Genomic DNA, 23366 nt, shown 5'->3' with positions numbered 1-23366 from the left:
TACCGGCGCACGGGAGACGGCTCCCAGGCTACGCCGTACGAATGCCGCAGGCATTTCCGCCTCCGACGGGTGGCCCGTTTCACAGAAGATGCCAGAAGTTCGCCAAACCCTGCGTGTCGCGCCGACTCCTGATAGACGCGACGGCCCCGGTCGGTGACGTCACCGCCACCGACCGGGGCCGTCGCCCGGGTCCGACTCAGGCGATGTCGCGGCGCCGCATGATGAGGCTGCCGGCCGCCGAGGTCACCACGGCGTACGCGATCAGGACCACCGCGCCCACCCACTGCGGCGGGCTGCCCGGCAGTTCGGTGCCGCTGATCATCAGCGAGGACGCGGTGGACGGCACGATCACCGCCAGCTTGCCGATCCAGTCCTGCTCCAGCCACTGCTGGAGCAGGAAGAAGATCAGGTTCGCCGCCGTCGTGCCGACCAGGTAGAGCACCACGGCGGTGATGGTCGCCCCGATCTGGCTGCGGATCAGCACGCCGAAGCCGACGCCGAAGACGCCCCAGAGCACGTACGCCAGCAGGTTGAGCAGGATCGCGCGGGTGATGTCCCAGTCGCCCAGGTGCGCGTCCCACCCCTTGGCCGCGAAGAAGATCAGCGTCGCCGGCACGGTCAGCACGGTGGTGACCAGCCAGAAGAGCGCGCCGATCAGCGCCGCCGCGACCAGCTTGGCGGTGACCACCACCGTCCGGTGCGGGGTGGTGAGGAAGGTGGTCGTCGCGGTCTGGTGGTAGAACTCGTTCGTTACCACGATGATGCCGAGCAGCAGCACGAAGAGCAGCCCGAAGTACTGCCCCGAGGTGAACAGGTTCGCCGCCTGGTAGACCTCGTCGGCCGAGGCCAGGACCTGCTCGGCCTGCTCCCGCGGCAGGCCCTCCACGTCCTGCGGGCCGCTGAGGCTGAGGTTCGCGTTGACCGCGTTGACCAGGAACGCCAGGGCCAGGGTGACCAGCGCGCCGAGGCCGAACAGCCACCACGTGTTGGTCGTACGGATCTTGAGCAGTTCGGCTCGGACCAGGTTCATCGAATGCCCGCCTTCCCGGCCGTCAGCTCCAGGAAGACCCGTTCCAGGTCGGGTCGTTCCGTGGTGAGTTCGTGCAGTTCCACCCCGGCGGCCAGGGCGACCCGGCCGACGGTCGGGGCGTCCGCCCCGTCCACCAGCAGGACGCCGTGCTCGTCCGGGGTGACGGTGGCCGACTGCGCCTTCAGCGCGGCGACGAGCTCCTCGGCCTGCGGGGTGCGTACCCGCACCCGCACGCCCTGGGCCATCGAGCCGATCACCTGCTCGACCGGCCCCTGCCGGATCAGCTGGCCGGCGGCGATGATCACCACGTCGTCGGCGAGCAGCTGCATCTCGGAGAGCAGGTGGCTGGAGACCAGCACCGTGCGGCCCTCCTGGGCCAGGCTCTTGAGGAACCCGCGCATCCACCGGATGCCCTCCGGGTCCAACCCGTTGGCCGGCTCGTCCAGGATCAGCACCCGCGGGTCACCGAGCATCGCGGCGGCGATGCCGAGCCGCTGCTTCATGCCCAGCGAGTAGCCCTTGAACTTGCGCCGGGCGGCCGGGGTCAGCCCGACCAGGGCCAGCGCCTCGTCGGCGCGCTGCCGGGGCAGCCCGGCCGCGGCGCAGATCACCCGGAGGTGGTTCAGGCCCGTACGGCCCTTGTGCGCGCTGGACGCCTCCAGCACCGCGCCCACGTGCCGCAGCGGGTCGGTCAGGTCGGCGTAGCGGACCCCGTCCACGGTGGCGTCACCGCTGGTCGGGGTGACGAGGTTCAGCAGCATGCGCAGCGTGGTGGTCTTGCCGGCGCCGTTCGGGCCGAGGAAGCCGGTCACCCGCCCCGGTTCGACGGTGAAGGACAGGTTGTCCACCGCCCGGACGTTCTTGTAGTGCTTCGTCAGTCCGGACACCACGATCTGGCCGGTCCCGGTGCTGGGGCTCCACTGCCCGTCGGACATCGTGCTCCTCCCGTGCGGCGGCGCGTCACGCGCCGCGGTGTGCGGCGCCGTTGCGGAGAGCGCCGGGGCACAGCCTGGCAAGGGCGCGCAACCCGGTCAATCGGGCGCGGTCCGTAGTCCGGGCTCCACCTCACGCAGGAGGCGGTCGTCCTCAGGGACGAGAGGCGGGTTCCGGGGGCAGCGCGATCCAGGTGGCCCGGGCCCGGCCGAGCAGCGCGCCGGTCGGGCCGTACAGGCTGGTGCGGACGACCGCCTTGCGCCCCTCACCGCTGACCAGCTCGCCGGTCACCACGCACTCGTCGCCGGGCCGGGGCAGCGCGTCGACGACCGCGGCGACCCGGCCGAGGACGTACGGCCGGCCCGGGGCGATGACCGCCCAGCCGCCCGGGCAGTCCAGCGCCGCCCAGACCGTGGCGGGCACCACCCGGTCGGGCGCGCGGAACGGCGCGGCGGTGCGGCCGTCCGGCAGCCGTCCCGGGAAGATCCGCAGCCCGTCCGGGCGGTCCGGGCCGCAGACGTAGCAGCCGGGGAAGGGGTGGTCCCGCAGGCCGGGGTACGCGGCCGAGGCGGCCGCCGCCGTCGCCGGGTCGACCGGGGCGACCGCCGCGGGCGGGTCGTCGGTCGGGTGGACCTGGGCGACGAGCTGCCCGTCCGGGTCGAGGACGTCGCCGTCAGCCAGGGTCAGCGGGGTCTCCAGCGGGGGCGGGCGGCGCAGCGTCACCTCGACCGGCCGGTCGCCCCCGTACGCCTCGGCGAAGACCCCGGCGCTCCACCCGCCGTTGCCCGATCCGGGCGGCCCGTTGAACCGGGACTCGATGATCATCGACGCACCTCCGTCGTGCCCGGCGCCGCCGCCGGGTCCGCCCGGGCAGCCTGCCACGCCGACCCGGCGGAAGGTCAGGTAGCCGGGTCGGCGATTCGGGGCGGACCGCCGACCGCCGTTCACCGGATCGACATCCTTCGCCGGGGCGGCCGGCAACCCCGGACACCTACACAGGTCCCATGGCCGTTCTGCACGCCGCTGGCGCACCCCTGACGACCAGCGGATACACCCTGCTGATCGCCGACGACCCCACCCAGGTCGCGGCCGCGCAACGCCTGCGCCACGAGGTCTTCGCCACCGAGCTGGGCGCGACCCTGCGCCCGGGCGGGGCCGGGCTGGACGTCGACGACCTCGACACCCACTGCGACCACCTGATCGTGCGCGAGGAGCGCACCGGCGCGGTGGTCGGCACGTACCGGTTGCTGCCGCCGGGACGCACCGACCGCCGGTACGCCGAGAGCGAGTTCGACCTGACCTCCCTGGACCCGCTGCGCGACGTCCTGGTGGAGGCCGGCCGCTCCTGCGTCCACCCCGACCACCGCTCGGGCGCCGTGATCAACCTGATGTGGGCGGGCATCACCCGCTACCTGCACCTGCGCGGCTCCCGCTGGCTGGGCGGCTGCGCCTCGGTGCCGGTCGGCGACGGGGGCCGGGCCGCCGCCGAGGTGTGGGCCCGGGCCCGCGCCCGGCACCTGGCCCCGCCGCTGCTGCGGGTCCGTCCGCTGCGGCCCTGGTTCGCCGAGCCGGGGGCGGTCCCGCTGGACACCGCCGAGGGCGGCGCCGCCGGGCAGGCGCTGATCCCGCCGCTGCTGCGCGGCTACCTCCGGCTGGGCGCCTGGGTCGCCGGGGAGCCGGCGTACGACCCGGACTTCGGGGTGGCCGACTTCTACGTGCTCTTCTCCCTGGACCGGATGAACCCGCGCTACCTGCGGCACTTCCTCGGCGGGGCGCAGGAGTGAGCGCCGAGCTGTGGCGGCCCACCTCCGGCTGCGGTCCGGACTGCCTGCCGGTGTCGGGCCAGGTGCCCGCCGTGCCGGCCGCCCGGCGGGTGGCCCGGCTGCTGGGCGTACTCGGGATGCTGCTGGTGGGGGCCGGCCTGGCCGGCCTGCTGCCGGTGCTGCCGGCGGCGTCGCGCGCGACCGCGCTGCGCAACTGGGCGCGGGCGACGGCGCGCGCCCTCGGGGTGCGGCTGGAGGTGCGGGGCCGGCCGCCGCGCCGGCGCGCGCTGCTGGTCGCCAACCACGTCTCCTGGCTGGACGTGCTGGCGGTGCTGGCCATCACGCCGGCCCGGATGCTGGCCAAGCGGGAGGTCCGGGCCTGGCCGCTGGTCGGGGTGCTGGCCCGCGCGGGCGGCGCGCTCTTCGTCGACCGGGCCCGGCCCCGCGAGCTGCCGGCGACCGTCGCCAGGATCGCCGGGGCGCTGCGGGCCGGTGACCCGGTCGCGGTCTTCCCGGAGGGTACGACCTGGTGCGGCACCCTGACCGCCGGCGACTGCCGGCCGGGGCGGGGGTTCCGGCCGGCCGTGTTCCAGGCGGCGATCGACGCCGGGGCGCCGGTGGTGCCGCTGCGCGTCGGCTACCGCCGCGCCGCGACCGGCGAGGCCACCACGGCGGCCGCCTTCCTCGGCGACGACACCCTCTGGCGGTCGGTGCGCCGGGTGCTCGCCGCCCGCGACCTGGTGGTCACCGTCCGGGTCGCCGCGGCCCTGCACCCGGCCCCGGACGCGGACCGGCGGGCGCTGGCCCGGGCCGCCGAGTCTGCGGTCCACCTGGTGCCGGCCCGGCCCGTTGCGCTCCGGCCGGTGACCGCGCCGGCCGCCGGCGGTCCCGTCGGGGCGGTCGTCCCGACCCCCGCGCCGGCGACCGCACGGAGGCTGGACCTGGCGGCCTGACGCGTACCCGACTCGCGACGTGTCTTGTCCTATCGCGATGTATCGCGTTATGCTCCTCCCGAGCGTGGGCCGCCGGCCGTGCGCATCGAGGGGAGGATGCCATGACCCGCTGGACGGTCGAGCAGCCGCGACGCTTCACCCTGGACGACCCGGTCACCGAGCTCGACGTGCGGCTGATCAGCGGCCGGCTCAACGTGGTCGCCACCGACGGCCCGGCCCGGGTCGACATCACCCAGGCCGGCGGCGAGGGCCGGCCGATCCACGTCGAGCACCGCGACGGCCGGCTCAGCGTCGTCCAGGAGCGGAAGTTCCGCTGGTCGGAGGTGTTCCGGTGGGTCGGCCCACTGGCCCGCTGGCCCCGGGTCGACGTCTCCGTCGCGGTCCCCGCCCCCGTGGCGGCCACCCTCCACCTGATCGCCGGCTCGCTGGTCGCCTCCGGGCTGCGCGGGCGGACCCGGGCCGAGGTGACCTCCGGCCAGATCACCCTGATGGGGCTGCGCGGCACCACCGCCGCGAAGATCGCCTCGGGTCCGGTGGAGGCGCTCGGGGTGGCCGGCGAGGTCACCCTGGAGACGGTCTCCGGCGAGGTCATCCTGGCCGACAGCGCGCCGGGCCAGGTCAGCGCGCGCACCGTCTCCGGCGCGATCACCTGCGACTTCGACAACCCCCGCCGTAGCGAGATCCGGCTCAGCACCATCTCCGGCAGCATCACCGTCCGGGTCCGGGAGGACAGCGACCTCGCCGTCCGGCTGCACACCGCCTCCGGTCGCATCACCAGCGGCTTTCCGCAGGTGCTGGCCAGCCGGGGGCTGGCCGCGGTGCGCGACAGCGAGGGAGTCCTGGGAGCGGGCGAGGGTAAGCTCTGGGCCTCCGCGACGTCGGGCAGCATCGCGCTGCTCGCCCGTCCGGTGGACGACGACCAGGAGGAGCTGCCGTGACCGCCGTGTTCAGTCACGGGCGGCTCCGGCTCTACCTGCTCAAGCTGCTCGACGACGGCCCGAAGCACGGCTACGAGCTGATCCGGCTGCTGGAGGACCGCTTCCTCGGCCTGTACGCCCCGAGCGCCGGCACGATCTATCCCCGCCTGCAACGACTGGAGGTGGAGGGGCTGGTCACCCACACCGCGGCCGGCGGCCGCAAGGTCTACGAGATCACCGAGGCCGGCCGGGCGGAGCTGCGGCAGCGCGCCGCCGAGCTGGCCACCCTGGAGGCCGACATCACCGCCTCGGTGCAGGACCTCTCCACCCTCGCCGGGGAGATCCAGACCGAGGTTCGCGGCTCGGTCCGGGGCCTCAAGCGCGAGCTGCGCGAGGCGGCCCGGCAGACCCGGCAGGCCCGCTGGGACCGGCCGGTGCCGCCGCCGGCTCCCGCCCCCGCCGCCTCACCGCTGCTGACGGAGTTCGACCAGCGGCTGGCCGCCTTCACCATGGAGGTCGGCGGGCTGGTCCGGGCGCACCGACTCTCCGACAACCAGTTGCGTACGGCGATCCGGGTCCTCGACGGGGCGCTCGACGGGCTCCGCCGGCTGCTGCGCTGACGCGGCTCACAGGGTCTTTTCAGGAAGCGTCCAGCGCCGGCGCAGCCGCGTCGCGGATGATGGCGGGCATGGCCGCTACCCAGACCGAGGCGCGACTGCTCGTCGTCGAGGACGATCCCAACATCCTCGAACTGCTCTCCGCCAGCCTGCGCTTCGCCGGCTTCGACGTGGCCACCGCCACCAGCGGCAGCGCGGCGTTGAGCACCGCGAAGGACCACCGTCCCGACCTCGTGGTCCTCGACGTGATGCTGCCCGACCTGGACGGCTTCGAGGTCATCCGGATGCTCCGCGAGGGCGGCACCCGCACCCCGGTGGTGTTCCTGACGGCGCGGGACGCCACCGACGACAAGATCCGTGGGCTCACCCTGGGCGGCGACGACTACGTCACCAAGCCGTTCAGCCTGGAGGAGCTGACCGCCCGGATCCGCGCGGTGCTGCGGCGTACGGCCACCGGCGAGCACGCCCCCTCCCGGCTCACCTTCGCCGACCTGGAGCTGGACGAGGAGACCCACGAGGTGCACCGGGCCGGCCAGCGGGTGCAGCTCTCGCCGACCGAGTTCAAGCTGCTTCGCTACCTGATGCTCAACGCCAACCGGGTGCTCAGCAAGGCGCAGATCCTCGATCACGTCTGGAACTACGACTTCCGGGGCGACGACAACATCGTCGAGTCCTACATCTCGTACCTGCGCCGCAAGGTGGACAACACCCAGCCCCGGCTGATCCACACCCTGCGCGGGGTGGGCTACGTGCTGCGCAAGCCGACAGCGTGAGCGTCCTGCACGACGCGAAGGGTCGACTCCGCAGCGTCCCGTTGCGGATCAAGCTGGTCGCGTCGGTGCTCACGCTGGTCGCCATGGCGCTGGTCGTGATCAGTTCACTGACCACGTACTTCCTGCGCGACTACCTGATCAGCCAGGTCGACGAGCAGCTCCGGGGCGACAGCATGGAGGTGGCCGACGCGCTCGACCAGGCCCGGGGCGGCCAGATCCTGGTCGGTCTCCCCACTGACTACGTCGCCGCGCAGGCCTCTCCGGAGCTGGGGGTTCGGCCCGCCTCCCGCTACTCCGGCCTGGGTGCGGAGGAGCTGCCGCCGCTGCCGTCCGACGTGCAGGGCTTCGCCGACCAGGTGGGCGCACCCTTCACCGTCCGGTCCCAGGACGGCAAGACCCGGTGGCGGATGCTCTACACCGACCTGGGGAACGGCCGCGTCCTGGCGCTCGGCCAGCACCTGACCGACGTCGACCTGGCCGTCAAGCGGCTGGTCTGGATAGACCTCCTGGTCGGCGGGGCGGTGCTGATCCTGCTCGCCTCGATCGGCGCGGCGATCGTGCGGACCAGCCTCAAGCCGCTGGTGGAGATCGAGCGCACCGCCGCCGCGATCGCCGGTGGCGACCTCACCAGACGGGTGCCCGACCCGGAGGAGGGGCAGGAGTGCGCGACCTCCGAGCTGGGCCGGCTCTCCCGCGCCCTGAACGCGATGCTGGCCCAGATCGAGGCCGCCTTCACCGCCCGGGCCGCGTCGGAGACCGCCGCCCGCTCGGCCGAGGCCGGCGCCCGGGACGCGGCACACGCCGCGCAGATCTCCGAGGCGCGGGCCCGCCGCTCGGAGGAGCGGATGCGGCAGTTCGTCGCGGACGCCTCGCACGAGCTGCGTACCCCGCTGACCACCATCCGGGGCTTCGCCGAGTTGTACCGGCAGGGCGCGGCCCGCGCGCCCGAGCAGACCGCCGACCTGCTGCGCCGCATCGAGGACGAGGCGGCCCGGATGGGGCTGCTGGTGGAGGACCTGCTGCTGCTGGCCCGGCTGGACCGGGAACGGCCGCTCTCGCTGGCCCCGATCGAGCTGCCGGTGCTCGCCTCCGACGCCGTGCAGGCCGCGCGGGTGGTCGCCCCCGACCGGCGGATCGAGCTGGAGATCGAGCCCGGCTCGGGCCCGCTGGTGGTGCACGGCGACGACGCCCGGTTGCGGCAGGTGATCGGCAACCTGATGACCAACGCGCTCACCCACACCCCGCCCGAGGCGTCGGTGACCCTGCGCCTGCGCGCCGAGCCGGGGAACCTGGCCGTGGTCGAGGTGGCCGACACCGGTCCGGGCCTCACCCCGGAGCAGGCCGAGCGGGTGTTCGAGCGCTTCTACCGTGCCGACGCGGCCCGGACCCGCCGGGCGAGCGGGATCACCAGCACCGGGCTGGGGCTGGCCATCGTCGCCGCCCTGGTCGCCGCCCACCACGGCACCGTGCAGGTCGCCGAGACCCCGGGCGGCGGGGCGACCTTCCGGGTCCGGCTGCCGCTGCTGCCGGACGCCGACGGCGAGATCGAGTGACTTTCAGAAAACATTCAGGCGGGTTCCAGGCTGGTGCCAGTGCGACGGGAGAAAGTGGAGTCATGACCGAGTTCGAGACCGACCCGCAGCGGCGGCCGGCCGCCCCCGACGCGGAGCCGTCGCACCCCACCGCCGAGCTGTCCCCCGTCGAGCGTGGGCAGTCCGACTCCACCGAACCTCGCCCGGCCGCCCCGGGCGACGCCGCCGGCACCGCGGGGGAGCCGGCCGGCACCCAGCCGAGCGCCGCCACCACGCCGGACGCCCAGACCTCGGCCGCCCCGTACGCCGGCCAGACCTCCGCCGGCCCGTACCCGGGTGCCGGGCAGACCTCCGCCGCGCCGTACGCCGGCCAGACTCCCGATGCCGGGTACCCGTCGGCCGGGTACCAGCAGGCGGGTCAGGTCTCCGCCGCGCCGTACCCGGGCGGGGCGCACGGTGGCGACCAGGCCTACCGACCCGGCTACCAGCCGTATCCGTCCGCCGGTCAGTACCCGGCCGCCGGCTACCAGCCCGGGCAGCCCGGGCAGCAGTCCGGCTGGCCGGCGGGCTACCCGGGTGCGCAGGGGCCCGGTGGGCCGGTCCCGCCGCAGCACGGCGGGCAGCCGGTGCCGCCCTGGGCCGCCGGCCCGCGCCCCTCGAAGGTGGCCAAGTTCGTCGGCGCCGGCGTGGCGGTCTTCGCCCTGATGCTCGGCTCCGGCGTGGCCGGCGGCGCGCTCGCTCTCGCGGTCGACGGCGACTCCGGCGGCATCACCCGCACCTACTCGGCAGCGCCGGTGATCAACAGCGCCGACCTGCCGAAGATCGCCGCCGCCGTGCAGGACAGCGTGGTCTCCATCATCACGGGCAACGGCGAGGGCTCCGGCGTGATCCTGAGCGCGGACGGCTTCGTGTTGACCAACAACCACGTGGTCGCCTCCGCCTCCGGCGACACGGTCCGGGTGGTCTTCGCCGACGGCAAGACCGCCCAGGCCAAGATCGTCGGTACCGACCCGAAGACCGACCTCGCCGTGGTCAAGGCCAGCGGCGTCAGCGACCTGAAGGCCGCGAAGTTCGGCGACAGCGACGGGATGCAGGTCGGCGACCAGGTGCTCGCCCTGGGCAGCCCGCTGGGCCTGCAGGGCTCGGTCACCGCCGGCATCCTCAGCGCCCGGGACCGGACCATCCAGGCCGGCGAGAACGGGCAGCAGAACCCGCAGCAGGGCGCCAGCTCGATCTCCGGGCTGCTCCAGACCGACGCACCGATCAACCCCGGCAACTCCGGCGGCGCGCTGGTCAACACCCGGGGCGAGGTGATCGGCATCAACACCGCGATCGCCACCGCCGGACAGGGCAGCAGTGGCAACATCGGGGTCGGCTTCGCGATCCCCAGCAACAAGGCCAAGGACGTCGCCGAGAAGCTCCAGCGCGGCGAGAAGGTCAGCCACCCGTCCCTCGGGGTGAGCGTCAACGCCGCCGAGGACGGCGGGGCGCTGGTCGCCGCGGTCGTGCCGGGCAGCGCCGCCGAGAAGGCCGGCATCCAGCGGGGCGACGTGATCACCAGGTTCGGCGACAAGGTGGTCAACGACTCCAACGACCTGGTCGGCGCCGTGCAGGCCGGCAAGGTCGGCGACCGGGTCGAGGTGACCTACAAGCGAAATGGTGCGGAGGCGAAGGCAACCGTGACGCTCGCCGAGACGTCATAACACCAGACCTGCCTCCTCCGGGGCGGCGGGTGGCGGGGCCAAGGGGGTTGGCTCCGTCACCCGTCGCCTTTTTCGTACCCCGCGCGGCCCCCGACGCCGGTCCGGTGCCGGTTCACCCCGGCGGGGTGAGCCGGCCTCACCCGAGGAGTCGGCATCCTCGCCAGGAGCCGACCGCACGGGAGGGGACGCCATGACGACGGCAGCGGCCACCCGCACCGATCCGGACATCCAGCGCGACGTGCTCGACGAACTGGCCTGGGACCCGCAGGCCCAGCCGCACGAGATCGGGGTGAGCGTCGCCGACGGCGTGGTCACCCTGACCGGCCGGGTGGACAGCTACGCCCGCAAGTGGGCGGCGCAGCGCTGCGCGCACCGGGTACGAGGCGTGCGGGCGGTCGCCGACGACATCGAGGTACGCCTGCCCGGCCTGGACGGCCAGGACGACGGCGAACTCGCCCTCGCCGCCGTACGGGCGCTGGAGTGGGACAGCTTCGTGCCCGCCGAGCGGCTGGACGTGACGGTCTCCGACGGCTGGCTGATGCTGCGCGGCGAGGTGGAGTTCGGCTACCAGCGGCGTACCGCCGAGCAGGAGCTGCGCCGGCTGCGGGGCGTACGCGGGGTGACCAACCTGGTCGAGGTGGTGCCGCCGGCCCCGCCCAGCGCCGAGCAGACCGCCCTGGACCTGCGCCGGGCGTTGCGCCGCCGGACCGGCACCGAGGCGATCACCGTGGAGCTGGCCGGCGACACCGTCGTCCTGGGCGGCACCGTCCGCTCCTGGTGGGAGCGGGACGAGGCGGAGCGGGTCGCCTGGTCGGCACCGGGCGTGCGGGCCGTCGACGACCGTCTCGTCGTCACCGGGTGAGCCGCCCGTCGCGTCCGACGAATGTCCGTTTAGCGCAGCCGGGGTGGGGAAATCGCCGCCGATCCCGCTCACCGGGAAGCAACGGGGAGGACCTGTGGCCGTGACCCACCGTCCGTCGGAGAGCCCGCCGGGAGGGCCGCTGCGGATCGCGATGGTGGTCCCACCGTGGCTGTCGGTGCCGCCGCCCGGGTACGGCGGGCTGGAGCAGGTGGTGCACGGGCTGGTGGACCGCCTGGTCGAGCGCGGCCACGCGGTGACCCTGTTCGGCGCGGGCCGGCACAACGGCACCGCCGCCGACTTCGTCTCCACCGTCGAGGACCTCCAGTACGAAAGGCTGGGCGAGGCGCTGCCGGAGCTGGCCCACCTGGCCCGGGTGAGGCATCTGGTCACCGCGGCCGACTTCGACGTGATCCACGACCACACCACGATCGGCCCGCTGGTCGCCGGCCGGCGGGCGGTGCCGACCGTGGCCACCGTGCACGGCAACCCCGTCGGCGAGTACGGCACCGTGCTCAGCGACGTCGACCGGGACGTGGGGCTGGTCGCCATCTCGCACGCGCAGCGCCGGCTGAACCCGGGCCTGCCCTGGGTGGGGACCGTGCACAACGCGATGGACGTGCGGGAGTTCCCGCACAAGCAGGGCCCCGGCCGGGGCCCGGTGCTCTGGCTGGCCCGGTTCAGTCCGGACAAGGGCCCGGACCTCGCGATCCGCGCCTGCCGGGCGGCCGGCCTGCCGCTGACCCTGGCCGGCAAGTGCAACGAGCCCGCCGAGCGGCGCTACTTCGCCGAGGTCGTCGAGCCGCTGCTGGACGAGGACGTCACCGTGGTGTTCAACGCCGACCGGGAGGCGACCATGCGGCTGATGGTGGACGCGCGCTGCCTGATCATGCCGATCCAGTGGGACGAGCCGTTCGGCATCGTGATGGTGGAGGCGATGGCGACCGGTACGCCGGTCGTGGCGCTGCGGCGCGGCGCCGTACCGGAGCTGGTGGTGGACGGGGTCACCGGGCTGATCCGGGACCACGCCGAGGAGCTGCCGGCGGCGCTGCGCGCGGCGGACCGGCTGGACCCGCAGGCATCCGTCGCGCACGTGGCCCGGAGCTTCTCCACCGACGGGATGGCGGAGGGCTACGAGGCGGTGTACCGGCGGCTCGCCTTCGGCGCCGCCGCGCCGGCCCGGGAGCCGACGCCGGTCGCCACCCGCTGACCACGGGCAGCGGGACCGGCGCAGCCCCGACCGGAGGTCAGACCCGGCTGGTGCCGAGGTCCACGATGGCCGCGTCGAGGCGGCGCGCGTACGCCGGGGTGATGCCGCCCTCGTCGACGCGGTGGGTGACCTTCTCGCGCAGCAGCGCCACCGGCTCGGCCAGGTCGGACCGCCCGTAGGCGGCCGACCGGGTCAGGTTGGCCAGCACGTTGCGCAGGTCGGTGCCGACGTCGGCGCGGACGTCGCCGCTGCGCACCCCGTCGTCGATGAGTCGGCGCAGCCGCTCGGCGGCCTCGGTGAGCCCACCGGCGCCCTGCCCGCCGTCCGGGGCGGGTCGCGGTCGGGACGGCGGCGCGCTGGTCGCCGCCGCGGTCGACTCGGGTGGGAATGTGGACGGTTCGGCGGGCGGGATCGTCGGCTGCACCGCCGGGGCGCCGGTCCGCCGGGCGTCCGGCGGCGGCGTCGACTCCGGCACCAGGGTCGGGGCGAGCAGCGCGGCGGCCGTGGTCACCACCACCAGCGCGGCCACCACCAGCAGCGGCCGCCGTCGCCGCGGCGGCCCTCCGGCCTGCGCGGATCGCCCGGCCGGTTCCGCCTGCCCGGCTGCCTGCCCGGTTGCCTGGCCGGGCAGCGCGGGCAGGGTCACGGTCGGCGCGAGCATCGTGGCCGCCTGCGGGTCGCCGGGCAGCAGCTGGTCGCGCAGCGCCGCGGCCACCTGGTGCGCGGTGGGCCGGTCGCGCGGGTCGCGGGCCAGGCAGCGCAGGCAGGTACGGGCGACCGCCGGCGGCAGCCCCGGCACACCGTCCAGGGTGGGCGGTTCGTCGGCGGCCAGCGCCTCGCCGAGCTGCTCCCAGGTGTCCGCCGGGTACGGCACCTGGCCGGTCAGCGTCTCGTAGAGCAGCACGCCGAGGGAGTAGACGTCGGTGGCCGGCTGGGCCGGTGCCCCGTCCAGCCGCTCCGGCGCGACGTACGCGGGGGTGCCGAAGGTGCCGCCGTCCTCGTCCTCGTCCGGGGCGCCGACGTGGGTGGCGATGCCGAAGTCCAGCACCTTCGCGCCGACCCGGGTCATCATCACGTTGGACGGGGTGATGTCCCGGTGCACGATGCCGAGCCGGTGCGCGGCCGCGAGGGCCTCGGCGACCTGGGCGCCCACCTCGACCGCCTCGGCCCAGGGCAGCGGCCCCTCGGTGAGCCGGTGCTCCAGCTCCTCCCCGGTGAGCAGCTCCATCACCACGAACGAGGTGATCGAGCCGTCCGGGGCGAGCGTCTCGCCGTAGTCGTGCACCGAGGTCACGTGCGGGTGGACCAGCTGGGCGGCGGAGCGGGCCTCCTCGCGGACCATGTCCCGGAAGCGGGCGTCCGTGGCCAGGGAGGGGGCGAGCACCTTGACCGCGACGATCCGGTCGAGCACCTCGTCGCGGGCCCGCCAGATCACCGACATGCCACCGGCCCCGATCTGGTCGACCAGCCGGTACCGGCGGGCCAGCAACCTGCCGGCGTGCAGCGCTGCCATCAGTGATCGCACCTGCCTGGGGGTGGGGGCGGTATCAGGTTGCGGGAATGTGTCCGCCGTGTCAACGGTCGTCCGGATTGGTGGTCACCCTCCGTCGTGGACGGCTCGCACACCGCCACCTGGACCCGGCCGCACCCGGGTGACCAGCGGCTGGAGCCGGTCGGGCGGCGGGCACGTGCCAGGATGAACGACATGGCTGGGGGTCCGGTGGCGTTCGTGCTCGGCGGCGGGGGAGTGCTCGGCGCGGTCGAGGTGGGCATGCTGCGCGCGTTGTTCCGCGCCCGGATCCGCCCGGACGTGGTGCTCGGCACCTCCATCGGGGCGGTCAACGGCGCGCTGGTCGCCGCCGACCCGTCCGAGGCGGTCACCGACCGGCTGGTCCGGCTCTGGGCCTCGCCGGAGGCGAGCGAGGTGTACGGCGACTCGGTCGCCCGCCAGCTGCGCCGGTTCGCCGCGCGTACCCACCTGCACTCGCCCCGGCCGCTGCGCAAGCTGCTGGAGTCCGAACTGGGCGCCGAGACCACCTTCGCCGACCTGAAGGTGCCGTTCCGCTGCTGCGCGGCGAACATCGAGCGGGCCGCCGAGCACTGGTTCGACAGCGGTCCGCTGGTGCCGGCCGTGCTCGCCTCGGCCTCCGTGCCGGGGCTGCTGCCACCGGCCCGGATCGGCGACCAGCACTACGTCGACGGGGGGATCGTCAACTCCATCCCGATCGGCGAAGCGGTCGCGCTGGGCGCGCGGCAGATCTTCGTACTCCAGGTGGGTCGGATCGAACGGGAGCTGACGCCGCCCCAGCGGCCCTGGGAGATCGCCCAGGTCGCGTTCGAGATCGCCCGGCGGCACCGGTTCGCCCGGGAGATGGCGGCGCTGCCCGACGGGGTGGAGGTGCACGTGCTGCCCACCGGTGGGCTGAATCCCCGGGACGACAGCCCGTGGGCCTACCGGGACATGGCGGCGGTGGGGCGGCGGATCAGCCGGGCCTACACCGCCTCCCGGCACTACCTGGCCACCCAACTGGACCGCTGATGCCGCTGCCACCCCGGTGGGTACGCCGGATGCTGCTGGCCCCCGGCGTGGTGCTGCTCGCGCTGGCGGTGGTCACCACGGTGCCGGTCTGGGCGCTGCTCGGCCTGGCGCTGTCGCCCTTCGTGCCCGGCCGGCTGCGGCCGCTGCGCCTGCTCTGGATCGGCTCCGTCTACCTGGTCTGGGACGCGGCGGCGCTGGCCGCGCTCTTCCTGCTCTGGCTGGCGTCCGGGTTCGGGCTGCGCAAGCGTTCGCCGGCCTTCCAGCGCGCGCACTACGCGCTCGCCGGCCGCTTCCTGCGGGTGCTCTTCTGGCAGGCCCGCTGGACGCTGCGGCTGAGTATCGACGTGGTCGGCACCGACCCGGACACGGCCCTGCCCGGCCGCCCGGAGCTGGTGCTCTGCCGGCACGCCGGACCGGGCGACTCGTTCATCCTGATCCACGCGCTGGTCAACTGGTTCCACCGCGAGCCGCGGATCGTGCTCAAGGAGAGCCTCCAGTGGGACCCGGCGATCGACGTGCTGCTCAACCGGCTGCCCAACCGGTTCATCGCGCCCGGTCCGGACGGCCGTGACTCGGCGGTCCGGCAGATCGGCCAGCTCGCCACCGACCTCGACGACGACGACGCGTTCGTGATCTTTCCGGAGGGCGGCAACTTCACGCCCGGCCGCCGGCTGCGGGCCATCGCCCGGCTTCGCGCGCTCGGGCTGGAGCGGATGGCGTCGCGCGCCGAGCGGATGCGGCACGTGCTGGCACCACAGCCCGGCGGACTGCTCGCCGCGCTGGACGCCGCCCCGGACGCCGGGGTGATCTTCGTGGCGCACACCGGGCTGGACCGGATGCTCACCGTAACCGACGTCTGGCGGGAGCTGCCGATGGACAAGCGGATCGTGATGCGCTTCTGGTCGGTGCCGCCGGAGGAGGTGCCGACCGACCGGCAGGAGCGCATCGACTGGCTCTTCGACTGGTGGGCCCGGATCGACACCTGGATCGCCGCCAACCGCGACGGCGTGTCCACCGGCTGACCGCGCGGGTCGGGGCCGCCCGTGGCGACGCCGCGTAGGGTGCGCTGATGGAACAGATCTGCGTGGTCACGACGGTGGTGGACGCGCGCCCGGTCGCGGACGCGCTCGCGGCCGAGGCGGTCGCCGGGCGGCTGGCGGCCTGCGCGCAGGTGGGCGGCCAGGTCGACAGCACCTACTGGTGGCGGTCCGCCGTCGAGACCGGCACCGAGTGGTCGGTGCAGTTCAAGACCGCCCCCGACCGGGTGGTCGCGCTGGTCGACCGGATCCGCGCCGCCCACCCGTACGAGGTGCCGGAGATCCTGGTGTCCCGGGTGGAGTGCGGGGAGCCGGCGTACGCCGCCTGGGTGCACGAGAACACGCGTACCTAGGTGTACCTGGCCGAGCAGGTGGCCGGATCGATCAGGAATCGAGAAGTGCGGGTCATGGTGCCGCGCCTAACGTGATCGTCATGGACATCACCATTCACACCAGCTTCCTGCCGCACGTCGACCCGGACGAATCCCTGGCCTTCTACCGCGACGTCCTCGGCTTCGAGGTCCGCAACGACGTCGGACAGGGCAAGATGCGGTGGATCACCGTCGGCCCCGTCGGCCAGCCCGACACGTCCATCCTCCTGGCGCCGCCGGCCGCCGACCCCGGGGTCACCGAGGACGAGCGCCGCACCATCGCCGAGATGATGGCCAAAGGCACCTACGGCTGGATCCTGCTGGCCACCCACGACCTCGACGGCACGTTCGAGAAGCTGCAGGCCGGCGACGCCGAGGTCGTCCAGGAGCCGATCGAGCAGCCGTACGGCATCCGCGACTGCGCCTTCCGCGATCCCGCGGGCAACCTGGTCCGCATCCAGGAGCTTCGCTGAGCCCTCCGGTCGTCGAGCACCCGGCCGCCTGCTCGGCAGGCGCCCCGGGTGCTCCCGGACATCGTTGAAAGGAGTTCTCCCATGTGTCACCCCTCGTGGGGGCGCGCACTCGCCGAGGCGCAGCGCCTGAGCGACCTCGCGCGGCTGCGCCGGGTCCGCGACCGGATCGACCGGGAGTACGCGCGGCCGCTGGACGTCGAGGCGCTCGCCCGCGGCGCGAACATGTCGGCCGGTCACCTCAGCCGCCAGTTCCGGCAGGCCTACGGCGAGTCGCCGTACTCCTATCTGATGACGCGGCGCATCGAGCGCGCCATGGCGCTGCTGCGCCGTGGCGACCTGAGCGTCACCGAGGTCTGCTTCGCGGTCGGCTGCTCGTCGCTGGGCACCTTCAGCACCCGCTTCACCGAGCTGGTCGGCATGCCGCCCAGCGCCTACCGACGCCGTGCGACGGGCGCTGCGGCGGGGATGCCGCCGTGTGTGGCGAAACAGGTGACCAGACCGGTCAGGAATCGAGAAGCGCCGGTCGCCGAGCCGCACCTAGCGTGACGACCATGGCAAACATCGAATCCGTCACCCTCGAAGTGGCCGACCCCACGGCCGCCCAGCGCTTCTACACCGCCGCCTTCGGGTTGGACACGCAGATCCGCCTGCGGGCCTCGGCGGCACCGACGACCGGCTTCCGTGGGTTCATCCTGGCCCTCACGGTGTCCCAGCCGGCCACCGTCGACGGCTTCATCGGCGCTGCCCTGGACGCCGGCGCCACGTCGCTGAAGCCGGCCGCGAAGTCGCTCTGGGGCTACGGCGGTGTCGTACAGGCCCCGGACGGGACGATCTGGAAGGTCGCGACCTCGGCGAAGAAGGACACCGGCCCGGCGACCCGGCAGATCGACGAGATCGTGCTCCTGCTGGGGGTCGCGGACGTGGCCGCGAGCAAGCGGTTCTACGTCGAGCGCGGCCTTGCCGTGGCGAAGAGCTTCAGCCGCATGTACGTCGAGTTCGCTGCCGGGTCGAGTCCCGTCAAGCTGGCGCTGTACCGGCGCCGTGCCCTTGCCAAGGACGTCGGCGTCGCTCCCGACGGCACCGGATCGCACCGGCTCATGATCGGCGGCCCTGCCGGGCCGTTCACCGACCCGGACGGGTTCGCCTGGGAGGCCGTCTCGCTGGCACCCACGCCCTGACGGCTGCGTGCCCTGTCCGGCGGCCGATCACGAGACGGCCGCCGGGTGAACCGACCGATGACCGCCGGAGCCCATTCCCTGAAGGAAGGGCTCGCCACGAAGTGACTGGGGGAAGCATGACGGGCGCGCCGCCGCGTGGGCTTGAGGAGAGGCTGCGGGACACCCGCGCGAAACTGGATAGCGAGGTCGATCTCTGGGCCGCGACGTCGGGCTCCCCGGGCGGCGTCCACCTCATTCCGCTCTCGTACCTCTGGGACGGGACCGCGTTCGTCATCTCGACGTCGCGCGCCTCGGTCACCGGCCGCAACCTGCTGGCGGACGGCCGGGTGCGGCTCAGCCTCGGGCCGACGCGCGACGTCGTGATCGTCGACGGCACCGCCGAGCCGGTGGCCATCGCCGACCTCGGCCAGCAGGCGGGCGACGCGTTCGCGGCCAGGACCGGTTTCGACCCGCGCGAACTCGACGAGCCCTACCAGTACTTCCGGATCCGGCCGCGACGCATCCAGGCCTGGCGCGAGGTGAACGAGATGCGGGGACGGGTCCTCATGCGCGACGGCCGCTGGCTCGGCTGACCGTCGCAGGGAAACCGCACCGGTACACCTAGGTACGCGCACTCTGGGCGCGCCCCCGCCCGGCCGCGAGGATGGCCGGGTGGAGAACACCGGCTACCCCTGCCCCGGCTGCGGCGCGCCCGCCGATCTCGTCCGCGGCTGCTCCGGCTGCGGCCGCCCGCCGTACCCGCCCGCCGCCGAGGTGATCCGGCTGGACGCGGAGATCCGGGCGCTCGGTCAGGAGGTGGAGCGGGCCCGCGAGGCGTACCAGGGGCTCGCCGGTCGGCTGCTCGCGGCGCAGCGCCGGCGGGCGGAGCTGGCGGCCCGGGTCCGCGCGGAGGTCGCCCGGCCGGTGCCGGCCGGTCCGTTGCCCCCGGTACCGCCGGTCCGGGTCCGACCCGCCCCGGTCCCGCCGCCGCCGGGACGGCCGGAGACCTCCACCCGGACGGTGCAGGGGCTGCTGTTCGTCCTCGGCGGGCTGCTGCTCGGCACCGCGGCGGTGGTCTTCACCGCCGTGGCCTGGGCCGCCGTCGGGGTCGCCGGGCGGGCCGCGATCCTGGCCGCGTTCACCGTGCTGGCTCTGGCCGCGCCGCTGGTCGCGGCGCGGCGCGGGCTGCGGGGCACCGCGGAGACCTTCGCCGCGGTGGGGCTGCTGCTGGTGGTCCTCGACGGGTACGCCGCCTGGGCGGTGGACCTGTTCGGCGTGGCCGACTGGCCGGGCACCCGGTACGCCGCGCTGGTCGGGGGGGCCGGCGCGGCCATCGCCGCCGGGTACGCCCGGCTCAGCCGGTTGACCGTGCCCTGGTTCGCGGCGCTCCTCGTCGCGCAGCCGGTGCTGCCGCTGGCGGCGGTGGCGGCCCGCCCCGATGCCGCCGGGTGGGCCCTGGTCCTGCTCGGGGTGGCGTTGCTCGACCTCGTGGTGGTGGTCGCGCTGCGTCGCCGCTCCGCGGCGCCGGCCGGGCGTTCCGAGCCCGGTCCGGTGCCGTCCCCGGCCGCCGCTCCGGTTCCGCCCGGTGCGGCCACCGCTGGTGGGGCGGACCAGGACACGGCCACCGGCCAGCCGGCGTCGGCGGGGGCCGGTGGGGGGCCGGCGGTGGTCGGCGGGGGGACGCCGGCCGCTGGGCCGGGGGCGCGGATCGGGGGGCCGGCGGCCGGTGGGGGACCGGTCGCCGGGCCGCGCGTCCCGGCCGTCGTGCGGGCCGGACAGGTGCTCGCCTGGCTCGGCTTCGGTGCCGCGACGGCGCTCGCCGCCGGCTGCGCGCTGGTGCCGCTGGCCTGGGGCCGGGCCGCCGGCCGGCCGCTGCTGGCCGGGGCGCCGCTGCTGCTGGTGGGGCTGGTCCTGCTCGGCGCGGCGTGGACCGCCGGCGGCCGGTTGTTCCGTCAGGTCGCGGCGGCGCTGCTGGTGCCGCTGCTGGCCGCCGCGCTACTCCGCCCGGTGGCCGAGCTGCGCCCCGGGGTGCTGCTGGTGGCGGCCGCCCTGGTGACCGCCGCCCTGGCCGGGGCGGCCCGGGTGGCCCCGGCGCGGCTGCGCTCCGGCCCCCGGGTCGGCGCCCTGCTCGTCGCCGGCGCGCTGGCCCAGGTGGGTGTCCTGGCCACCCTGCTGGTCGCCGGTGGCGCGGTGGCCCGGTCGCTGCCCGGGTGGCGGGGCGCGGCGGCCGGCCCGGCGGTCGGCTGGGGCTGGCAGCTTCCGGTCGCCGTCGCGCTGACGGCCGCCGCGATCGGCCTGCTGCTGCCCCGGGGCGCCCGCCCGGTGACCGGGCTGGTCGGTGTCGCGCTGACCGCGTCCGCCCTGCCGGCGGTGGCCGCCGCGCCGTGGCCGGCGGCGCTCGCCGTCGATCTCGTCGTCGGGGTGGCGCTCCTGCTGGCCGTCGTCCGGCCGGCTCGCCGCACCCCGACCGTGGTGGTCGGGTCGCTGGCCGGCGCGGCGCTGCTCGGGCACGGTCTGCTGGTGGCCCTGGCCGCGCCGGGCGGCATGCTGGTGACGCTCGGGGTGCTGCTGCCCGCCGGGCTGGCGGTGGCGGCCCTCGCCCGCCGGGGGACCCCGGCGCAGCGCGCCGTCGCCGGAGGCGGGCTGGCCGTGGCGCTGCTCGCCGTGCCGGCGGGGACGGTCGTCGCGCTCCTCGCCGCCGGCTCGGCCCCCTGGTGGCAGCTGCGGGCCGGCTTCGCCGCCGCCGTGGTCCCGCTGCTCGCCCTCGGCGCGGTCCGCCGCCACTGGCCCGACCTCGACGGGTACGCCTCGACCGCCGCCGCCGTGGCGCTCGGCGTGCTCGGGCTGGCGCCGGTGGTCGTACCGGCCGCCGAACCGGTCCCGCTCTACGCCGCGCTCGCCGCGCTGCTGCTGGTGGTCGTCGACCGGGCCACCCCGGCGTCGGCCGTCGGTCGGGTGGTGGCCGCCGCGCTGGCCGTGGTCGCGGCGCTCGCCGCCGCCCCGGTGGCCGTGACGGCGTTGCTGTCCCCGTACGACGGGCCGGTCGAGCCCTGGTCGGGCGTACCCGCGACCGGGCCGCTGCCCGGCGGGTGGGCCGGTGGCGCGGCCCTGCTGGTGCTGGCGGTCGCCGCCGCGCTGGTCGGCCGGCGGACCGGGGGCGGCGCGGCCGTCCCGGCCCTGCTGGCACTGCCCTTCGCCGCCGCCGCGCTGCCGGTGCTGCTGGCGGCGGCCGGCGTGCCCTGGCCGGTGGTGCCGGCGGTGGCGCTGCTCACCGGGCTGGCCGCCCTGCTGGCCGCCGCGCTGCGGCGCCCGGGCCCCCTGCTGGGCGCGGTCGCGGTGCCGGTGGGGGCGCTCTGGACCGTGGCCGGGCTGACCGGGCTGCTCGCCACCCGGGCCGGCACCCTCGCCGGCCTGGCGCTGCTGGTCGTGGCGGCGGCGGTGGCCGGCGTCGCCGGGCGGCGGGCCGAGGTGCGGCTGCTCGGCTTCCTGGTGGCGGTCGCCGCGGCCACCGGCTTCGCGGTGACCGCGTCGCTGGCCGCGGGGCTGCCGCTGCGGGCCGCCGGCTTCGCGGTGCTCGCGGTGGCGGTGGCGGTGCTGTACGCCGCGCCGCCGCTGGCCCGGCGCACGCCGGTGACCGGACGGGCGTCCGAGGGCGCGGCCCAGGCCGTGGCGCTGCTGGCGCTCCTGCTCACCGCGTCCGCCCCGCGCCACGCGGCGGCGGTCTGTGTGCTCTGGGGCGCGGCGGTGGCGCCGCGGGTGCTGCGGCGGAGCGAGTCCGCCGACCGGCGGTGGGCCTTCGCGGGCATCGCCGGCGGCAGCGAACTGCTCGGCGCCTGGCTGCTGCTCGCCGCCGGCAAGGTGGTGCTGCTGGAGGCGTACACCCTGCCGGCGGCGGGGCTGGCGCTGGTCGCCGGGGTGGTCGCGCTGCGTACCCGGCCGGGGTTGACCAGCTGGCTGGCGCTCGGTCCCGGGCTGGCCGCCGGGCTGCTGCCCGGCCTGGTGTCGGTGCTGGTCGCCCCCGAGCCCCAACCCTGGCGACGGCTGCTGCTCGGGGTCGCCGCGCTGGCCGTGGTGCTCGCCGGGGCCACCCGGCGCTGGCAGGCGCCGGTGGTGCTCGGGGGGACCACGCTGACCCTGCTGGCCCTGCACGAGCTGGTCCGCGGCTGGGACCTGCTGCCCCGGTGGATCTTCCTGGCCGTCGGCGGGCTCGCGTTGATCGCCCTCGCCGCCACCTACGAGCGGCGGCGGCGTGACCTGACCCGGCTGCGCGCGGCCGTCGGCCGAATGGGCTGAGGTAGGGGCAACACCACCACGAATCGGGGTGTTGCCATGATTACCAGGCGCAACCGTCGCCGCGAGAATCAAGGGTGGGCCCGCCAACGGGTGCGGCCCCGATCGAGGACAGGGAGCGGAGATGGCGCGTTCAGCGGTGGCGGACCAACCGGTACGACGCGGCAGTGACTATGCCGTGTTGTCCCGACGGATCAGCGAGGCGGGCCTGCTCGAGCGCCGCCCCGGCCGGTACGCGGTGCGCATCGCGCTGACGGCGACCTTCTTCCTGGCGGGCTGGGCCGCGGTGGTGGCGGTCGGCGACTCGTGGGCGCAGCTGCTGATGGCGGTGGGCATGGCGGTGGCCACCACCCAGGTCGCCTTCCTCGGCCACGACGCCGGGCACCGGCAGATGTTCCGCCGCCGGGGCCCGAGCGAGCTGGCCGGTCTGCTCGCCGGCAACCTGGCGGTCGGGCTCAGCTACGGCTGGTGGGTCGACAAGCACAACCGGCACCACGCCAACCCGAACCACACCGACGAGGATCCGGACGTCGGCGGCGGCGCGCTGGTCTGGACATACGAGCAGGCGGCGGCGACGCCGCCCTACCTGCGCTGGCTGGCGCGGCGGCAGGCCTGGCTGTTCTTCCCGATGCTGCTGCTGGAGGGCTTCCACCTGCACGTGGCCAGCATCAAGGCGCTGGTCGGTCGGTCGGACGGCGGCTGGTCCACGCCGATGCGGCACCGGGGCGTGGAGGGGCTGCTGCTCGTCGCGCACACCGTCGGCTACCTGGGGCTCATCTTCGCCGTGATGTCGCCGGCGAAGGCGCTCGCCTTCATCGCCATCCACCAGGGGCTCTGGGGCCTCTACATGGGCTGCGCGTTCGCCCCGAACCACAAGGGCATGCCGATGCCGACGGCGGAAGACAACCTGGACTACCTGCGCAAGCAGGTGCTCACCTCGCGCAACGTGCGGGGCGGCCGGTTCGTCGACGTCGCACTGGGCGGGCTCAACTACCAGATCGAGCACCACCTGTTCCCGAACATGCCGCGGGGCAACCTGCGCCGGGCGCAGCCGATCGTGCAGGCGTACTGCGCGGAGCGCGAGGTGCCGTACGTCGAGACCGGGCTGGTCGAGTCGTACCGGCAGGCGCTGGCGCACCTGCACGAGGTGGGCCGGCCGCTGCGCGGCTGACCCTCGTACGCACGACGGGGCGGCACCGGTCACGGTGC

At 75.2% G+C, this 23366-nt stretch carries 22 protein-coding genes; 18 read left to right on the top strand and 4 right to left on the bottom strand.

Going from position 1 to position 23366, the window contains the following annotated elements:
• Positions 1 to 196: 196 nt before the first annotated feature.
• The 3 genes from ACTMS9_RS10150 to ACTMS9_RS10140 form a co-directional block, all read right to left on the bottom strand.
• On the bottom strand, positions 197 to 1030 hold the full coding sequence (locus ACTMS9_RS10150) for an ABC transporter permease subunit (RefSeq protein WP_280835925.1): 834 nt from the start codon (positions 1028 to 1030) through the stop codon (positions 197 to 199).
• On the bottom strand, positions 1027 to 1965 hold the full coding sequence (locus ACTMS9_RS10145; protein WP_441142510.1) for an ATP-binding cassette domain-containing protein: 939 nt from the start codon (positions 1963 to 1965) through the stop codon (positions 1027 to 1029). Before ACTMS9_RS10145 ends, ACTMS9_RS10150 begins: the two co-directional genes overlap by 4 nt.
• Before the next feature lie 151 nt (positions 1966 to 2116).
• A complete protein-coding gene (locus tag ACTMS9_RS10140; protein ID WP_441164773.1) occupies positions 2117 to 2788 on the bottom strand; it encodes a hypothetical protein in 672 nt (223 codons plus the stop codon).
• Between the two features lie 179 nt (positions 2789 to 2967).
• Between ACTMS9_RS10140 and ACTMS9_RS10135 the strand changes: the two genes are divergently transcribed.
• The 9 genes from ACTMS9_RS10135 (at position 2968) to ACTMS9_RS10095 (ending at position 12290) form a co-directional block, all read left to right on the top strand.
• On the top strand, positions 2968 to 3747 hold the full coding sequence (locus ACTMS9_RS10135; RefSeq protein ID WP_441142512.1) for a GNAT family N-acetyltransferase: 780 nt from the start codon (positions 2968 to 2970) through the stop codon (positions 3745 to 3747).
• Complete coding sequence (locus ACTMS9_RS10130; protein ID WP_441164772.1) at positions 3744 to 4679, top strand: lysophospholipid acyltransferase family protein; 936 nt, start codon at positions 3744 to 3746, stop codon at positions 4677 to 4679. Before ACTMS9_RS10135 ends, ACTMS9_RS10130 begins: the two co-directional genes overlap by 4 nt.
• Positions 4680 to 4780: 101 nt before the next feature.
• Entirely contained in the window at positions 4781 to 5617 is an 837-nt protein-coding gene (locus tag ACTMS9_RS10125) for a DUF4097 family beta strand repeat-containing protein (protein ID WP_441164771.1), read from the top strand.
• A complete protein-coding gene (locus ACTMS9_RS10120; RefSeq protein ID WP_441142515.1) occupies positions 5614 to 6216 on the top strand; it encodes a PadR family transcriptional regulator in 603 nt (200 codons plus the stop codon). The genes ACTMS9_RS10125 and ACTMS9_RS10120 overlap by 4 nt, the downstream gene beginning before the upstream one ends.
• Before the next feature lie 68 nt (positions 6217 to 6284).
• Positions 6285 to 6986, top strand: coding sequence for a response regulator transcription factor (locus ACTMS9_RS10115; protein ID WP_154942204.1), 702 nt, complete (start codon positions 6285 to 6287; stop codon positions 6984 to 6986).
• Positions 6983 to 8539: a sensor histidine kinase gene (locus ACTMS9_RS10110; RefSeq protein WP_441142516.1), complete on the top strand. Its 1557-nt coding sequence runs from the start codon at positions 6983 to 6985 to the stop codon at positions 8537 to 8539. The genes ACTMS9_RS10115 and ACTMS9_RS10110 overlap by 4 nt, the downstream gene beginning before the upstream one ends.
• A gap of 62 nt (positions 8540 to 8601) precedes the next feature.
• The gene (locus ACTMS9_RS10105; protein WP_441164769.1) at positions 8602 to 10221 is read left to right on the top strand and encodes a trypsin-like peptidase domain-containing protein; all 1620 of its coding nucleotides are present in this window, start codon (positions 8602 to 8604) and stop codon (positions 10219 to 10221) included.
• Positions 10222 to 10411: 190 nt separating this feature from the next.
• A complete protein-coding gene (locus tag ACTMS9_RS10100) occupies positions 10412 to 11083 on the top strand; it encodes a BON domain-containing protein (RefSeq protein WP_441164767.1) in 672 nt (223 codons plus the stop codon).
• A gap of 151 nt (positions 11084 to 11234) precedes the next feature.
• Positions 11235 to 12290 (top strand): glycosyltransferase family 4 protein, encoded by a 1056-nt coding sequence (locus tag ACTMS9_RS10095; RefSeq protein ID WP_441142650.1) that lies wholly within the window; start codon positions 11235 to 11237, stop codon positions 12288 to 12290.
• Positions 12291 to 12327: 37 nt separating this feature from the next.
• Here ACTMS9_RS10095 and ACTMS9_RS10090 read toward each other — a convergent pair whose 3' ends face one another.
• Positions 12328 to 13803, bottom strand: a complete 1476-nt coding sequence (locus ACTMS9_RS10090) for a protein kinase domain-containing protein (RefSeq protein ID WP_441164766.1) — start codon at positions 13801 to 13803, stop codon at positions 12328 to 12330.
• 192 nt (positions 13804 to 13995) lie between these two features.
• Between ACTMS9_RS10090 and ACTMS9_RS10085 the strand changes: the two genes are divergently transcribed.
• From ACTMS9_RS10085 to ACTMS9_RS10045, 9 genes are all read left to right on the top strand, one after another.
• Positions 13996 to 14829, top strand: coding sequence for a patatin-like phospholipase family protein (locus ACTMS9_RS10085; RefSeq protein ID WP_441164765.1), 834 nt, complete (start codon positions 13996 to 13998; stop codon positions 14827 to 14829).
• Positions 14829 to 15851, top strand: a complete 1023-nt coding sequence (locus ACTMS9_RS10080) for a 1-acyl-sn-glycerol-3-phosphate acyltransferase (RefSeq protein ID WP_441164764.1) — start codon at positions 14829 to 14831, stop codon at positions 15849 to 15851. The genes ACTMS9_RS10085 and ACTMS9_RS10080 overlap by 1 nt, the downstream gene beginning before the upstream one ends.
• Before the next feature lie 47 nt (positions 15852 to 15898).
• Positions 15899 to 16219 carry a divalent-cation tolerance protein CutA gene (gene cutA, locus ACTMS9_RS10075; protein WP_154942211.1) on the top strand — a complete coding sequence of 107 codons (321 nt, stop codon included), beginning with the start codon at positions 15899 to 15901 and terminating at the stop codon, positions 16217 to 16219.
• Positions 16220 to 16299: 80 nt separating this feature from the next.
• Positions 16300 to 16710 (top strand): VOC family protein, encoded by a 411-nt coding sequence (locus ACTMS9_RS10070; protein ID WP_441164763.1) that lies wholly within the window; start codon positions 16300 to 16302, stop codon positions 16708 to 16710.
• 81 nt (positions 16711 to 16791) lie between these two features.
• Positions 16792 to 17256, top strand: a complete 465-nt coding sequence (locus ACTMS9_RS10065) for a helix-turn-helix transcriptional regulator (protein ID WP_441164762.1) — start codon at positions 16792 to 16794, stop codon at positions 17254 to 17256.
• 5 nt (positions 17257 to 17261) lie between these two features.
• The gene (locus ACTMS9_RS10060) at positions 17262 to 17888 is read left to right on the top strand and encodes a glyoxalase (protein ID WP_441164761.1); all 627 of its coding nucleotides are present in this window, start codon (positions 17262 to 17264) and stop codon (positions 17886 to 17888) included.
• A gap of 116 nt (positions 17889 to 18004) precedes the next feature.
• A complete protein-coding gene (locus tag ACTMS9_RS10055; RefSeq protein ID WP_441164759.1) occupies positions 18005 to 18460 on the top strand; it encodes a pyridoxamine 5'-phosphate oxidase family protein in 456 nt (151 codons plus the stop codon).
• A gap of 79 nt (positions 18461 to 18539) precedes the next feature.
• Positions 18540 to 22160, top strand: coding sequence for an SCO7613 C-terminal domain-containing membrane protein (locus ACTMS9_RS10050; protein ID WP_441164758.1), 3621 nt, complete (start codon positions 18540 to 18542; stop codon positions 22158 to 22160).
• A gap of 121 nt (positions 22161 to 22281) precedes the next feature.
• Positions 22282 to 23328, top strand: coding sequence for a fatty acid desaturase family protein (locus tag ACTMS9_RS10045; RefSeq protein WP_441164757.1), 1047 nt, complete (start codon positions 22282 to 22284; stop codon positions 23326 to 23328).
• Positions 23329 to 23366 lie beyond the last annotated feature (38 nt).

Origin of the sequence: Micromonospora sp. L31, from assembly GCF_052068075.1 — a bacterium.
Taxonomy (GTDB): domain Bacteria; phylum Actinomycetota; class Actinomycetes; order Mycobacteriales; family Micromonosporaceae; genus Micromonospora; species Micromonospora purpureochromogenes.
The sequence above is the reverse complement of the archived record's forward strand: the minus strand, read 5'-3'. Positions and strand labels throughout refer to the sequence as shown.